Raw genomic sequence first — 14,281 nt, forward strand, 5'->3', positions numbered from 1 at the left:
GTCAAATTATATTATTTCTGAAAAAATGCAAACCATAGGAATAAATCTGTTTTTTAATTTTGAAGAAGAAAACATAAGATTACAAAATGTTAAGACAACAGTGAGAGGAGAAGATGCGTAATATAAATTTTTCAATTAACAAAGAATCTTCTGCTTTTTTTGAATCCTTCGCCAGCCGTATTTATAAAATAGCACTTTTTATTATTTTATGTTTTGTGTTGACTGCATACAGTCAAGAAAAAAAGGAAACGAATAAAAAAGAGCCGGTGGTAATAACAGCGGATAAATTAGAATACTTTAACAAAGATAAAATAGCTATATACACAGGAAAAGTTGAAGCTATAAAGGGAAATATTAAATTAAATGCAGATATGATGAAAATATTTTTAGACGATAAAGGCGATGTCTCCAAAATAATAGCTACCGGTAATGTTTATTTTGAGCAAGAAAACAAATGGGGTAAAGGTAAAGAAGCAGAATACTATAAAGACAAAAATTTAATAATTCTTAGAAAGGATGCAGAAGTTCATCAAGATAAAAACGTTGTAGAAGGTGATGAAATTTACTATTACATAGATGAGGAAAAGGCTATAGCAACATCAAAAACTAAGAGAGTGAGAAGTATAATCTTTCCAAAGGAAAAACAATAGTAGATGAGCTATTTAGATTTTTTTGGCTTAAAAGAAGACCCATTCAAAATAACACCCGACCCAAGTTTTTTCTACGAATCTTTAACTCATAGAACTGCCAAAAATTTATTAAAATACGTTGTTGAAAACGGAGAAGGTTTTTGTGTTATTATAGGAGAACCCGGAACAGGAAAAACCACCATTTTGAGAAAATTTCTATCCGAATTACCGGAAAATTATATATCCGCATTAATTTTAAATCCAAATTTAGCACCGGAGGAGTTTTTAAAAACATTATTAGATGAGTTTATGCTACCTTATGACAAAGATATATCCAAAAATGAAATTCTAAAGATTTTAAAGATTTTTCTTTTAAAAAATATATCAAAAGGCATAAAAACATTAATCATAATAGATGAAGCACAGCTTATGCCGGTAGAAACTTTAGAAGAGTTAAGATTACTTTCTAATTTAGAGACAGAAAAAGAAAAATTAATTCAGATCATCTTAGTTGGTCAGCCAGAGCTGGAAGAAAAGTTGAAACTACCGGAGCTTAAACAACTAAATGATAGAATTACAAATAAAATGTTTTTAGAACGATTAAGTCCAAAAGAAGTAGAAAAATACATAAGCCATAGATTACGATTGGCAGGGGGAGAAAAAATAAAAATTGACCCGGAAGTTTATGAATTAGTTTATAACCATTCAAAAGGTATTCCAAGATTGATTAATGTAATAATGTCCAAAGCTTTAATGATTGCTTTTTTAGACAGCAGCTTAGAAATTAAACCTATACATATAAATTCGGCTACAAAATCACTTTCAAACGAAGAGTCAGAGTCAGATGTTAGCTTTTATCATTATCTATTGATTTTTATCCTATCCTTAGGCATTATAATAGCTTTAGTATATATTTTATTTCAAACCGGAGGATTTAAAATATGAATAGATTTGATATGGCAGCGTTAACATGGGATGAAAAACCTACAAGAGTGAATATAGCAAAAAATGTAGCTGAAAAAATAAAAGAGCTGGTTCCATTAAATCAAAACATGAAAGTCTTAGACTTTGGATGTGGAACCGGATTATTGTCCTTTTTCTTACAGCCTTATGTGGGAGAGATTACAGGAATTGATACATCAAAAGGAATGATAGAGGTTTTTGATAAAAAAATTAAAGAAAATCAAATTAAAAATATGAAATGTCTTAATTTAGACATTTATACAGATAAACTGCCAGAAAAGTACGACTTAATTGTTAGCTCTATGGTTTTTCATCATATAAAGGATGTAAGTCAGATATTAAAAATTCTTTACAATTATCTAAATGAAGGTGGTTATATTGCAATCGCTGACCTTGTTAAAGAAGATGGTAGCTTTCATGATGACAATGAAGGGGTTGAACATTTTGGGTTTGAGATACAAGAAATGGAAAACAAACTTAAAGAAGCCGGATTTAAAGAAATCAAATCTGAAATAGCACATATAGTTAAAAAACAAAAAGAGAACACAGAAAGAGATTATCCAATTTTTTTAGTGGTAGGAAGAAAGTAATGGATTTAGTTCAGCTTAAAAAGATTGTAAATGGCGAGTTTTTAAATCTTGTAAAAAATAAAAAAATAAACAGATTTGAGATCGACAGTAGAAGAGTAAAAGAAGGGGATTTTTTCATACCGCTTAAAGGTCAAAATGCAGATGGTCATCAATACATAGAAGATGCAATAGAAAAAGGAGCGGTTGGCTATTTTTCTGAAAAGCCTTTAAATTTTAAAAACGGAATCTTAGTTAAAGATACCTATCAAGCATTGGTAGAGGTTGGAAAACATAAAAGAAATCAGGTTAGAGTAGTCATTGGCATCACTGGGACAAGTGGAAAAACATCAACAAAAGAACTTATGAATTTTGTATTATCTAATCTTGCAAGCACCTACGCAACCCAGGGAAATTATAACAACGAAATCGGCGTTCCTTTAACTCTTGCCAACATTCCAGAAAGCACGGATTTTGCAATCATTGAAATGGGGGCAGGAAAGGTAGGAGATATTGATTACCTTGGCAAGATAGTAAATCAAGACATTAGTGTTTTAGTGTCTGTAGGGCATGGACATGTTGAAAAGTTTGGTTCTTTTGAAAACGTTATAAAAGGAAAAGGAGAAATATTCAACTGCGGAAATTATTCGGTGCTACCATCTGAATTAAAAAAATTCTATAATCCAAAAAATCCGATAACATACGGGGAAGATGGAGATATTGAGATAAAAGATATAAAGATTGTCAAGGATGGGACAGTTGGAATTATTAAATATAAAAATGATAAAATAGAGCTTAAAATACCGGTTTATAATATTGGCGTATTTAAAAATATTGGAGCGGTTGCCGGTGTTCTGTACCATCTTGGTTATGACCCAATAAAAAACCTTGAAGTTTTAAAAGATTTTAAATCTTCTTCCCAAAGAGGAGAAATCATAAAGATTGGTAATTTTACAATCATTGATGACTCTTACAATGCAAATCCTTTATCTGTAAAAAACGCAATTGAAATTTTAAACAGCATGGAAGGCTTTAAAATTTTTGTTTTGGGAGATATGCTTGAGCTTGGAGAGTATTCTCAGGAGCTTCATAGAGAGGTTGGAAAGCTTTTAAATGCTTCTTATATTGATTATATAATGCTTTATGGTAATGAAACAAAGTATGTTTTTGAAGAGATTGATGATAAGTCAAGGGTTAAACATTTTGATAACAAAGATGACATAGCAGAGGATATTTTGAAATTTTCTGATTTTCAACCGGTTGTTTTGGTTAAAGGTTCTCGTGGTATGAAAATGGAAGACGTGATTTTAAAGCTTAGAGTTATGTTAAAATAGATTTTGAAAAAAAAAATCAAGGAGGAATATTTATGAGAGTAGCTATTAATGGGTTTGGAAGAATTGGAAGAAACTTTTTTAGAATTGCAAACGGCGTTGAAGGTATTGAAATTGTAGCTATCAACGACATTACAGATACTAAAACATTGGCACATCTTTTAAAATACGACTCAGTTCATGGAATATACGATGCTGACATAAAAGCTACAGAAGACTCTATTATTGTAAACGGAAAAGAGATAAAAGTAACAGCTATAAAAGACCCTGCACAACTTCCATGGAAAGATTTAAACGTTGACATAGTCATAGAATCGACAGGTTTGTTTACAAAAAGAGAAGATGCACAAAAGCATCTTGAAGCAGGAGCTAAAAAGGTTATTATTTCTGCACCGGCTAAAAATCCAGACATTACAATAGTTCTCGGAGTTAACCAAGAGGCTTATGACCCGGCAAATCACAACATTATTTCAAATGCATCTTGTACAACAAACGCACTTGCACCGGTAGTAAAAGTATTGCAAAAAGAGTTTGGTATAAAGTATGGCTATATGGTAACAACTCATGCATACACAAACGACCAAAGAATATTAGACTTGCCACATAAAGATTTAAGAAGAGCAAGAGCAGCAGCAGTGAATATTGTTCCAACAACAACAGGGGCAGCAAAAGCTCTTGGAGAAGTTATCCCAGAAGTTAAAGGAAAATTAGACGGTACAGCAAGAAGAGTTCCTGTTGCTGATGGTTCTTTAATAGATTTAACGGTAGTAGTAGAAAAAGAAACAACTGTAGAAGAAGTTAACGCTGCGATGAAAAAATACGCAGAAGGTGAAATGAAAGGAATTCTTGCATACTGCGAAGACCCAGTAGTATCATCTGATATTATTAGAAATCCAGCATCTTCTATTTTTGACTCATTACTAACACAAGTGATCGGTGGAAATCTTGTTCATGTTGCATCTTGGTATGATAACGAATATGGATATTCTACAAGATTAAAAGACCTTGTATTGTTTATAGGCAGCAAACAATGATATTGATGATAGATAACTACGACTCATTTACATATAACATTGTCCAATATTTCTATGACCTTGGACAAGAAGTCGTAGTTAAAAGAAATGATGAGATAACGATTGAAGATATTAAAAATATGGAAGGAATTGATGCGATTGTAATATCACCCGGTCCCTGCACTCCAACAGAGGCGGGGATCTCTGTTGATGTTATAAAGAACTTTAAAGGAATCTATCCTATTCTTGGTGTTTGCTTAGGACATCAATCGATTGGGCAGGCTTTCGGGGCTAAGATAGTGAAAGCTAAATGCTTAATGCATGGCAAAACATCAAAAATCTATCATAATGAAAAAGGCTTGTTTGAAGGAATACCAAACCCTTTTAATGCTGTAAGATATCATTCCTTAGTCATTGATGAATCGACCCTGCCGGAGGATATAGAGATAACTGCACGGTCTGATGATGGTGAAATAATGGCAATAGAACATAAAAAATATCCAATATGGGGCGTTCAGTTTCATCCAGAGTCTATATTGACAGAATACGGTCATAAACTTCTTGAAAACTTTTTAAAAATAAGTAAAAAAGAGGCTGTATTTAAATAAGGTACCTTGCAAACGTTAAAGGGAATTTTGTATCTTTCTTCACACTTTTAATTAAAACGAAACGCTACTATAATCTATTATTGAAGTATCATAGTACAATTGGTTCAAGAACAGCCTCAATATAACTTTCTCACTTTTTTAAAAAAGTTGCTTCACTTTGCTGTTAGATGACAAAAAATAATAATGTCATTCTGCAGCCGGCAAAGAATCTCTTTTTTTCTTTTCAAATCAAAAAATCAAAAGAAAAGATCCTTTAGACTTAAGTCCTCAGGAGAGACTGTTCCAAAAATCCATATCGTCATTCTGAGCGAAGCGAAGAATCTCATATTTTTTCTTCTTAAGTCAAAAAATTAAAAAAGAGATCCTTCTGACTTACGTCCTAAGGATGACACGTAAAGGTAAGCTTACAAAAATTTTGGAACAGTCTCATTATTGTATTGACAATTCGTGAATTACCTCTACTTACTTTCCCATCTTTTAAAGAGAAAATCCTTCAGCTTACAGTTCCAGAATACAAGTATTATGCAATAGTGTTATTCCGAAAGTCAGCGAAGAATCTCATTCTAACCTACAAATCAGACAATAATTTTCCACCCTTTGCCCAGTTTTCTCTATCTACTTCTGTAATTACTATATAAGTAGATTGTGGCGGCTTGTTCGCAACCTCTTCTAATACTTTTGTAATACCTTCTGCGATTTTTTCTTTCTGTTCTTTTGTTAGCTTTCCGGCTACCTTAACTTCAACGTATGGCATTTTTAATCCTCCAGCTGATACTGTTTTATTTTTCTATACAAAGACGATAAATCAATATCAAGAGCCTTTGCAACTTCTTTTAAATTTTTATTGTATACTTCCAAGGCTTTTTTAATCATCTCTCTTTCAAGCTCTTCTTTTGCATCTTTCAAAGGTCTTATTGTGATTGGAATGCTTTTTTCTTCATGGGCAGTAGTTTTACCAAACATGTTTGGTGGTAGGTCTTTGTTATAAACATAATCACCACTGTTAAAAATAACAATTCTTTCCATTAGATTTTTCAGTTCTCTTACATTTCCGGGCCAAGAATAGTTTAAAAAAGTTATTTTTACTTCATCAGTTAGTATTGGTGGTTCTACTTTATTTTCTATCGAAAATTTCTTTATAAAGTACTCTGCAAGTAAGATTATATCTTCTCCTCTTTCTCTCAGTGGTGGTACGGTTAATGGAATTACTGATAGCCTAAAAGCTAAATCCTGTCTGAAAGTGCCTTTTTCTACCTCTTTTTGTATATCTTTGTTTGTTGCTGAGATTACTCTTAAATCGACCTTTATTTTCGTATTACTTCCCAGTCTTGAAAATTCTTTTTCTTCTAAGACTCTTAAAAGCTTCGCTTGGGCAGGTAGGCTCATGTCTGCCACTTCATCTAAAAATAACGTTCCTTTATCTGCAAGCTCCAACTTTCCTATCTTTCTAGTAAAAGCATTAGTAAACGCTCCTTTTTCGTATCCAAAAAATTCAGCCTCAAAAAGCTCGTCAGGTATTGCAGCACAGTTTATATCTACAAATGGATAATCTTTTCTGCTAGATTGATAATGAATAGATTTTGCTACAAGTTCTTTACCGGTTCCGTTTTCTCCAAGAATCATTACCCATGCATTTGTTTTTGCTACTTTTTCTATCTGTTTTTTCAATTGAACTATCTTTTCACTATTTCCGATGATTTCAATCTGACTTTCTTCTTTTTCTTTATAATACCAAAGACTTTGTCTCAATTTTATTTCTTTTTCTATTTTTTCTATTGCTGCAAATATCGTGTCTGTAGATAGTGGTTTTTCTAAAAAGTCGAAAGCACCTTCCTTTATTGCTTGAACGGCTATAGGTATGTTTGCATGACCGGAGATCATAACTATAAAGCTGTTTGGCTGATGCTCTTTTATAAAAGAAATCAAAGATATACCATCTCCATCAGGTAGCCACACATCTAAAAATATCAAATCAAAAACTTCTTTTTTTATTAAATCCTTTGCAGATGTCAGACTTCCGGCAACGCTTACAGAATGACCTTCGTCGCTGAGAATATCTTTAATCAAACTTTGGATATTTTTTTCATCATCCACAACCAAAATATTTAACATTTTTCGCACCTTACAACCCTTTTTGAAATTCCGCACATGATTTCATACGAAATGGTTCCTACAATGTTAGCAATATCTCCAAAGGTTATTCTTTTATCGCCACTTTCTCCAATTATCACAACCTCATCGCCAATATTTATATTCTCAATTTCAGAAACATCAACTATTGTCATATCCATCGTTATTTTACCAAGAATTGGAGCTTCTTTACCGTTTACTAAAAAAAACCATCTGTTGGATAAACTTCTTGGAAGACCATCTGCGTAACCAAATGGTACTATGGCAACCTTCATAGGTTTTTTGGCTACAAAGCTTCCATTATAAGAAACTCTATCACCTGTTTTTACATCTTTAATAGAAATAATTTTAGATTTTACGCTCATCACTTGTTTCAGCTCTATCGGATAATCTTCAAAAGGTTTTTCTCCATACATAGCAAGACCAACCCTTATAACATTGCAAAAATCACACTCATAAACAACACCGGCTGAGTTTTGAACGTGTATGTATTTTGGCTTAACATCAAGAAGATTTAAAATCTCTTTAAACTCTTTAATCTGATTTATTGTATACTCTCTATCAGTATCAGCACTTGATAGATGGGTTAATACTCCCTCTATCTCAAACTCTTTTAAAAGTGGTTTTATTTTTTCCACATTCTCTAAATAAAACCCAAGCCTTCTCATTCCGGTATCAAATTTTAGATGTATTTTTCTATTTTTAAGCTTTCTTGCAACTTCTAACTGGTTAAAGTCCGAAATCACGGGAATTAAGTTGTACTGATTTAAAATCTCAGTCTCTTCTTTTAAAACCCCACCAAGAATAAGAATATTTTTAAAAATTCCATTTTCTCTTAATTCTTTCCCTTCTAAAGGAGTAGCAACACAAAAATATTCTATAAAATCCAATTCTTGTAGGTATTTGGACACTAAAACCGCGTTATGACCGTATGCATCCGCTTTTACAACTGCAAAAATTTTTTTCTTTGAAAAAGAGTATAAATTTTTTACATTATGCTTTAAATTTTCTAAATTTATTTCAGCAAAACTTCTATAAAAGCTAATTTTAAACCCTCCATAAAATTGTGATATTATAGTTTAACAAAAAACTTAGAATAAAATGAAGGGATGGGTTAAAAATGCCAGAGAAAAAACCAGTTGTGGAAGGTTATCAGAAAGCCATAGAAAAATTATCCGGTGTTGATATAAATGCAATAGTTTTTTTACTTTTTTTAATTTTAATCATTATTCTCGCTGTTTTGTTTTTAAACAATTTAAGTAAAAAACTTAAAGCGAAATACCAATATTCAGAATTTGTAAAATATGCTAAAGAGAAAGAGTTAAGCGATGAGCAAGTATCTATTCTTTGGGATTATTCTAAAAAGATGGGTAGAGACCCATTTTTAGCTTTAGAGTTTAAATCACCATTTGAGAAAGTTGTTGACCTTTATATAAAGGATAATCCAAATTTTAATGAAAATTTAATCAAAGATATGAGAGAAAAGCTTGGATTTGATGTCGTACCATCTTTTGTTCCAATTACTGTTACAAAAGATATTGACCTTTTCCAAGGAGGAAGGATTAAATTAGAAGATGGAAGAAGTTTTAATGTTGTCTTATATGACAAAGATGAATTATATATGTACTGGGCTATAACAGATAAGAATATACCGAATTTAAATGTTGGGGATAGGGTAAAAATATCTTTTACAAGAAAATCGGATGGTGCTTATGTCGTTGAAGTGCAAATAGAGGATATCTTGAAAGAAAGTGGAACCGTTATATTAAAAATTCCGCATACATTTGAAATTTTAAGAACTCAAAGAAGAGAATATCCAAGGGTAGATACGGATATAGAAGCTGTGTTAGGTAAAAAAATAAGGGAAGATGATAAAGAAATCATAAAGTGGTATATTGGTAGAATTCTTGATATAAGCCCATCTGGTGCAAGATTTTGCGTAAGCATAGAAGAAAAAAATACATTAAACCTAAGAATTGGGGATGAAATTATATTAACATTTACACTAGAGGAAAAAGATTTTCAGTTGACAGGCGATGTTGTAAATATTTACGAAAAGCAAAAAATTATTTGTTACGGCATTAAATTTAAAGAAATTAAAGAAAGTGTCCAAAGGGATATATTTAGCTATGTAAGAAAAGAGCAACAAAAAATGTTGAGCTTATACAAAAAACAATCTTGAAATAATATATTTTTTTCATATTATATTGACTTATTTTAAAGGAGGTTTTTTGAATGGATTTAGAAAAAATAAAAAAACAACTTTTAGAAAAAAGAGAGCAGATATTAAAATCTATGGAAGAAGCATCAAAAAATGATTTAAATGAAAAGACCGGCGTTGGTGATGATGCGGATAACGTAACAGAAGAGCTTAGCAGAGAAACGTTTTATAGATTAAACCAAGCAGACAGAGAAACATTATTTTTAATAGACTTAGCTTTAAGAAAAATAGAAAACGGAACGTATGGAATATGCGAAGAGTGCGGTGCAGTTATTGGAGAAAAAAGACTTGAAGCGATTCCATGGGTAAGACTCTGTATTGATTGTAGTCAAAATGAAGAAATCGTTAGAGCTTTCCAACAAAAGAACGAAGAAGAGATGTTATACAACATTATACCTCCTGCTCTTGGTGGAGAGGAAGAAGAAAGCAAAGCTGTACCTTCTGAGTAATTAAATGAATAAGAAAGTTTTAATGTTTTTAGGCATTTCTTTTGTTATTATTGTTTTGGATTTATTCACTAAAAGCTTAGCAGAAAAGTATTTAGCTGATAAGACGATTGAGGTTATACCCGGACTTTTTAATTTGGTTTTGGTTTGGAATAAAGGCGCTGCTTTTGGAATGTTAGCCCAAGCTCCGGAGACTATAAGAAAATTAATACTTGTAGGCTCTTCAATCATTGCTGCAGTTATCACTGCTGGATATGTTTTTAAGTCAAATGCAAAGCTATCTAATTTAGAGGTCATAAGTTTAGCTTTAATCTGCGGTGGGTCTGTTGGAAATCTTTATGATAGGTTTATGTTGGGTCAGGTAAGGGATTTTTTAGATTTTTATATAAACGACCATCATTGGCCGGCGTTCAATGTAGCAGATGCCTCTATTACGATAGGAATAGCTTTATTTATTGGGTATGAGCTTTTTTGGAAGAAAAGAAAAATTACGAATTAGAAATATCTAATACCTTGGATGAGAAATTAGGAATTTTCATGGAATTTTAAAAAAAAAAGTGATCCTTCGGACTAAAGTTCTCGAGATGACGAGAAATTTCCGAATGATGTCATTCTGAGCGAAGCGAAGAATCTCTTACTTTTACCCAATTTCTCATCTGGCATGTATAATATATAATAAGAATATTAGAATAACTTAAAGAGGTTTTAAAATTGATAGGATACTTAGTTAAAAAAATCTTTGGAACTAAAAACGAAAGAGAAATCAAAAGATTAAGAGAAATCGTAAACAAGATAAACAAGTTAGAGCCCGAGCTTGATGCTTTAAGTAATAAAGAGCTTATTGAAGAAAGTAATAAATTAAAAGAAAAAATTAGAGGTAATCCACACCTTTCTGAGGCAATTACAGAAGGAGAAATCATTGAAGAGCTCCCTTTAGCCTTTGCTATTGCCAGAGAAGCAGCAAAAAGGACTCTTGGTCTTAGACCTTTTGATGTTCAGCTTATCGGTGCCTTGGCTTTACATAAAGGAATGATTGCAGAAATGAAAACCGGTGAAGGTAAAACGCTTGTTGCAGCAATCGCAATATATCTTAATGCTCTTACCGGAAAAGGTGTTCATCTTGTAACGGTTAACGATTATCTTGCAAAGAGAGATGCAACTCAAATGGGTTCTATCTATAAATTCCTTGGCTTATCTGTTGGAGTAATAAATACAAACAGTGCTTCTTATCTTATCCAGTGGGCTGATGAAGAAAAATTCAAAAAAGCAGTAGAGCTTGATAGAAGAGTTTGGGAAAAAGGATTTTTTGGAGAGCTTTTACCGCCAGAAAAGTATGATGTAGAAGCAAAAAAAGATTATTTCACTGTTGCTGTAGATTCAGACAGAAGGTCAGCCTACGAAGCAGATATTACATACGGAACAAATAATGAGTTTGGATTTGATTATCTTAGAGACAATATGGTCTTTTCAAAAGACCAAATGGTGCAAATAAAAGGGCATCACTACGCAATCATAGACGAAGTAGACTCTATTTTAATAGACGAAGCAAGAACTCCGCTTATCATTTCCGGACCATCCGGTGAAGATGTTTCTATCTATTACGATACAGATAATTTTGTTAAAACGCTTACAAAAGATGAAGATTTTATCGTAGATGAAAAAAACAAAAACGCAGTTTTAACAGAAAAAGGCGTAGAAAAAGCAGAGAAATATTTTAACCTTGAAAACCTGTATGACCCAAAAAATATAGAAATCCTGCACGCAATAAATCAGTCTTTAAGAGCCAACTATCTTTATCATAGAGACAGGGATTATGTTGTAAAAGATGGAGAGGTTATAATCGTTGACGAGTTTACCGGTAGACTTATGCCCGGCAGAAGATGGTCTGATGGATTACATCAAGCAATCGAAGCAAAAGAAGGTGTAAAAATCCAAGCAGAAAACCAAACCTTGGCATCTATTACATTCCAAAACTATTTTAGAATGTATAAAAAACTTGCCGGTATGACAGGTACCGCAGAAACAGAAGCCTTGGAGTTTAAAGAGATTTACAACCTTGATGTGCTTGTAATACCAACAAACAAACCTGTAAAAAGAATTGACTATCCTGACCTTGTATATAAAACCAAAAAAGAAAAATTCAATCAAGTAGTTGAAGAGATAGAAAGACTACATAAACAAGGAAGACCTGTTCTTGTCGGAACTGTTTCTGTAGAAACTTCTGAATTTTTATCAGGACTTTTGAAAAAGAAGGGCATTCCGCATAACGTATTAAACGCAAAAAATCACGAAAGAGAAGCAGAAATTATAGCACAGGCTGGAAGATTAGGAGCTGTAACAATATCTACAAACATGGCAGGTAGAGGAACAGATATTTTACTTGGTGGAAACCCAGACTTTTTGGCAAAAGAAATTTTGAAGAAAAAAGGGTTAACTCCAGAAACTGCAACAGAAGAGCAGTACAGCGAAGCTTTAAAAGAAGCACAAAGAATTACGTTAGAAGAAAAGCAAAAGGTTATAGAGCTTGGCGGTCTTGCTGTAATAGGAACAGAAAGACATGAAAGCAGAAGAATAGACAACCAGCTTAGAGGTAGAGCGGGAAGACAAGGAGACCCAGGAAGTTCAAGATTTTTCCTATCTCTTGAAGATGATCTGCTAAGACTTTTTGGCGGAGATAGATTGATTGCATTGATGGATAGACTAAAAATACCGGAAAACGAACCAATAGAAAGTACGATGGTATCAAAAGCAATAGAAAACGCACAAAAAAGAGTAGAAGGTCAAAACTTCCAAATAAGAAAAAGGCTTTTAGAGTTTGACGATGTAATGAACAAACAACGTCAAGTAATATACTCTCTAAGAAGAGATATCTTGGAAGGAATAAACTTAAAAGATGAAATAAAACTTTGGCTAACTGATATAGTTTTATACTTTTCAGATAAATACGCACCGGCTGAAGAATATCAAGAGAAATGGGATTTAGAAGAGCTAAAGAAAACATTTAAAGAATGGCTTGGGGTAGATATAGATATTCCAACAGACAAAGAATGGGACAGAAAAGAATTAGAAGAATACATACTAAAACAACTTGAAGAGTTTTATAGTCAAAAAGAAGAAAAACTTGGCAGCTCTTTAATGAGAGAGTTTGAAAGATACATGACTCTTCAAGTATTAGATAACCTTTGGAAAGAACATTTACACAACTTAGACAGACTAAGAGAAAGCGTATATTTAAGAGGTTATGCACAAAGAGACCCACTGGTTGAATACAAAAAAGAAGCATTCGACCTGTTTGAAGATATGATGTTTAAACTAAAATACAACACACTTGAATACTTATACAAACTCCAAGTTCAATCTGAAGAAGAGATAGAAGAAGAGAGAGCTAAAAAAGAAAAAGAAGCTGAGAAAATACTCAAAAAAGCAGAGACAAACATTCAGCCAGAAGAGAAGAAAAAGAAAGTAATAAAGTATAAAAACAGAATGGAAAGAAGAAAGAATAAGTAGGTGAGAAAGTGAGGAGTGAGAGTGCTATAAAAATTTTTGTAAAGTTCACATTTTCTTGTCATCTTGAGGACTTTGGTCCGAAGGATCTCCTCTTTAAAAAAGGTGAGAAAGTGAGTAAGTGAATAAGTGAGAGGTAAAAGGCGGAGATTCTTCGCTGACGCTCAGAATGACACCATTGGGTCGTACTTTGTCATCCTGAGGCCGAAGGAACTCATCTTTCGATGTTAAAATTTTAAAACACGATAGATTGGGAGTGAGTAAATGAAAAACCTATTTCCTAACCTCTTATTTACTACCATCAAATAAAATGGAGAAAAAGTTAAATATTACTTTTTTAATTTTGTTTTTCGTTTTGGTTGGAGTTATCTATTTAAGCAGTAAATATCCTGAAATTGCCATCTTGAAAATATTAAAGTTTGGACTTGAGGCTTCTTTTGTTGGATTTATTGCAGATTCTTATGCCATCTATGGACTATTCTACAAGCTTGGACCACACACAAATATAATTTTAAGAAAAAGAAAAAGCATTGAAAACAAAGTTATTGATTTTGTAGCCAACTTTTTATTGAGCAAAGAAGTAATAGAAAAAGAACTCAGTAACATTAGATTTGATGTAGATATAATCTCAAAAATAGAAAATCCAGAAACAAAAAAGAAAGTTGTTGATTTTTTAAAGTCTGTAATTGAGAGAAAAATAAAAGAAAAAAAAGATTATCTTGAAGAGTTTAAAGAACTTCCATTGGGAGCTTTTGTAAAGACCGCTTTTTATGATTTTGCAGAAAAGTTTTTAGCTAAGTATTTAGACAAAAAATTTAGAAAGCATAAGTTGACGAGCTTTTAAAAAAGATTAAAGATGATGGAGGAAAT

At 32.3% G+C, this 14,281-nt stretch carries 14 protein-coding genes; 11 read left to right on the plus strand and 3 right to left on the minus strand.

The window, feature by feature from the left end; translation table 11 throughout:
- Positions 1 to 113: 113 nt before the first annotated feature.
- The 6 genes from lptA to SULYE_RS01170 are packed head-to-tail and all read left to right on the plus strand — an operon-like array spanning position 114 to position 5,110.
- Complete coding sequence (lptA, locus tag SULYE_RS01145) at positions 114 to 650, plus strand: lipopolysaccharide transport periplasmic protein LptA (protein WP_156784742.1); 537 nt, start codon at positions 114 to 116, stop codon at positions 648 to 650.
- A 3-nt stretch (positions 651 to 653) separates the two neighbouring features.
- Entirely contained in the window at positions 654 to 1,574 is a 921-nt protein-coding gene (locus SULYE_RS01150; RefSeq protein ID WP_007545667.1) for an ExeA family protein, read from the plus strand.
- Complete coding sequence (locus tag SULYE_RS01155) at positions 1,571 to 2,182, plus strand: class I SAM-dependent DNA methyltransferase (protein ID WP_007545669.1); 612 nt, start codon at positions 1,571 to 1,573, stop codon at positions 2,180 to 2,182. The genes SULYE_RS01150 and SULYE_RS01155 overlap by 4 nt, the downstream gene beginning before the upstream one ends.
- Positions 2,182 to 3,492: a UDP-N-acetylmuramoyl-tripeptide--D-alanyl-D-alanine ligase gene (locus SULYE_RS01160; protein WP_007545672.1), complete on the plus strand. Its 1,311-nt coding sequence runs from the start codon at positions 2,182 to 2,184 to the stop codon at positions 3,490 to 3,492. Before SULYE_RS01155 ends, SULYE_RS01160 begins: the two co-directional genes overlap by 1 nt.
- Before the next feature lie 32 nt (positions 3,493 to 3,524).
- Positions 3,525 to 4,523, plus strand: coding sequence for a type I glyceraldehyde-3-phosphate dehydrogenase (gene gap / locus SULYE_RS01165; protein WP_007545673.1), 999 nt, complete (start codon positions 3,525 to 3,527; stop codon positions 4,521 to 4,523).
- Entirely contained in the window at positions 4,520 to 5,110 is a 591-nt protein-coding gene (locus SULYE_RS01170; protein WP_007545675.1) for an anthranilate synthase component II, read from the plus strand. The genes gap and SULYE_RS01170 overlap by 4 nt, the downstream gene beginning before the upstream one ends.
- Positions 5,111 to 5,678: 568 nt before the next feature.
- On the opposite strand, the gene SULYE_RS01175 is transcribed toward SULYE_RS01170, so the two are convergent.
- Genes SULYE_RS01175 through alr form a run of 3 tightly spaced genes read right to left on the minus strand, consistent with a single transcriptional unit; the run spans position 5,679 to position 8,316 of the window.
- Positions 5,679 to 5,864 carry a tautomerase family protein gene (locus tag SULYE_RS01175; protein ID WP_007545677.1) on the minus strand — a complete coding sequence of 62 codons (186 nt, stop codon included), beginning with the start codon at positions 5,862 to 5,864 and terminating at the stop codon, positions 5,679 to 5,681.
- A gap of 2 nt (positions 5,865 to 5,866) precedes the next feature.
- Positions 5,867 to 7,222, minus strand: a complete 1,356-nt coding sequence (locus tag SULYE_RS01180) for a sigma-54-dependent transcriptional regulator (RefSeq protein ID WP_007545679.1) — start codon at positions 7,220 to 7,222, stop codon at positions 5,867 to 5,869.
- On the minus strand, positions 7,216 to 8,316 hold the full coding sequence (alr, locus tag SULYE_RS01185; protein ID WP_343122139.1) for an alanine racemase: 1,101 nt from the start codon (positions 8,314 to 8,316) through the stop codon (positions 7,216 to 7,218). The genes SULYE_RS01180 and alr overlap by 7 nt, the downstream gene beginning before the upstream one ends.
- A 44-nt stretch (positions 8,317 to 8,360) precedes the next feature.
- Here alr and SULYE_RS01190 point away from each other — a divergent pair, with 44 nt between their 5' ends.
- From SULYE_RS01190 to SULYE_RS01210, 5 genes are all read left to right on the plus strand, one after another.
- Positions 8,361 to 9,422, plus strand: coding sequence for a flagellar brake protein (locus SULYE_RS01190; protein WP_007545682.1), 1,062 nt, complete (start codon positions 8,361 to 8,363; stop codon positions 9,420 to 9,422).
- 53 nt (positions 9,423 to 9,475) lie between these two features.
- Positions 9,476 to 9,910 carry a TraR/DksA family transcriptional regulator gene (locus SULYE_RS01195; protein ID WP_007545683.1) on the plus strand — a complete coding sequence of 145 codons (435 nt, stop codon included), beginning with the start codon at positions 9,476 to 9,478 and terminating at the stop codon, positions 9,908 to 9,910.
- Positions 9,911 to 9,914: 4 nt separating this feature from the next.
- Positions 9,915 to 10,406 carry a signal peptidase II gene (gene lspA / locus SULYE_RS01200; protein WP_007545684.1) on the plus strand — a complete coding sequence of 164 codons (492 nt, stop codon included), beginning with the start codon at positions 9,915 to 9,917 and terminating at the stop codon, positions 10,404 to 10,406.
- Positions 10,407 to 10,618: 212 nt separating this feature from the next.
- The gene (secA, locus tag SULYE_RS01205; RefSeq protein ID WP_007545685.1) at positions 10,619 to 13,414 is read left to right on the plus strand and encodes a preprotein translocase subunit SecA; all 2,796 of its coding nucleotides are present in this window, start codon (positions 10,619 to 10,621) and stop codon (positions 13,412 to 13,414) included.
- A 307-nt stretch (positions 13,415 to 13,721) separates the two neighbouring features.
- On the plus strand, positions 13,722 to 14,255 hold the full coding sequence (locus tag SULYE_RS01210; RefSeq protein WP_007545686.1) for a DUF445 family protein: 534 nt from the start codon (positions 13,722 to 13,724) through the stop codon (positions 14,253 to 14,255).
- The last annotated feature ends 26 nt before the right edge of the window (positions 14,256 to 14,281 follow it).

It is taken from the genome of Sulfurihydrogenibium yellowstonense SS-5 (genome assembly GCF_000173615.1).
Taxonomy (GTDB): Bacteria; Aquificota; Aquificia; order Aquificales; family Hydrogenothermaceae; genus Sulfurihydrogenibium; species Sulfurihydrogenibium yellowstonense.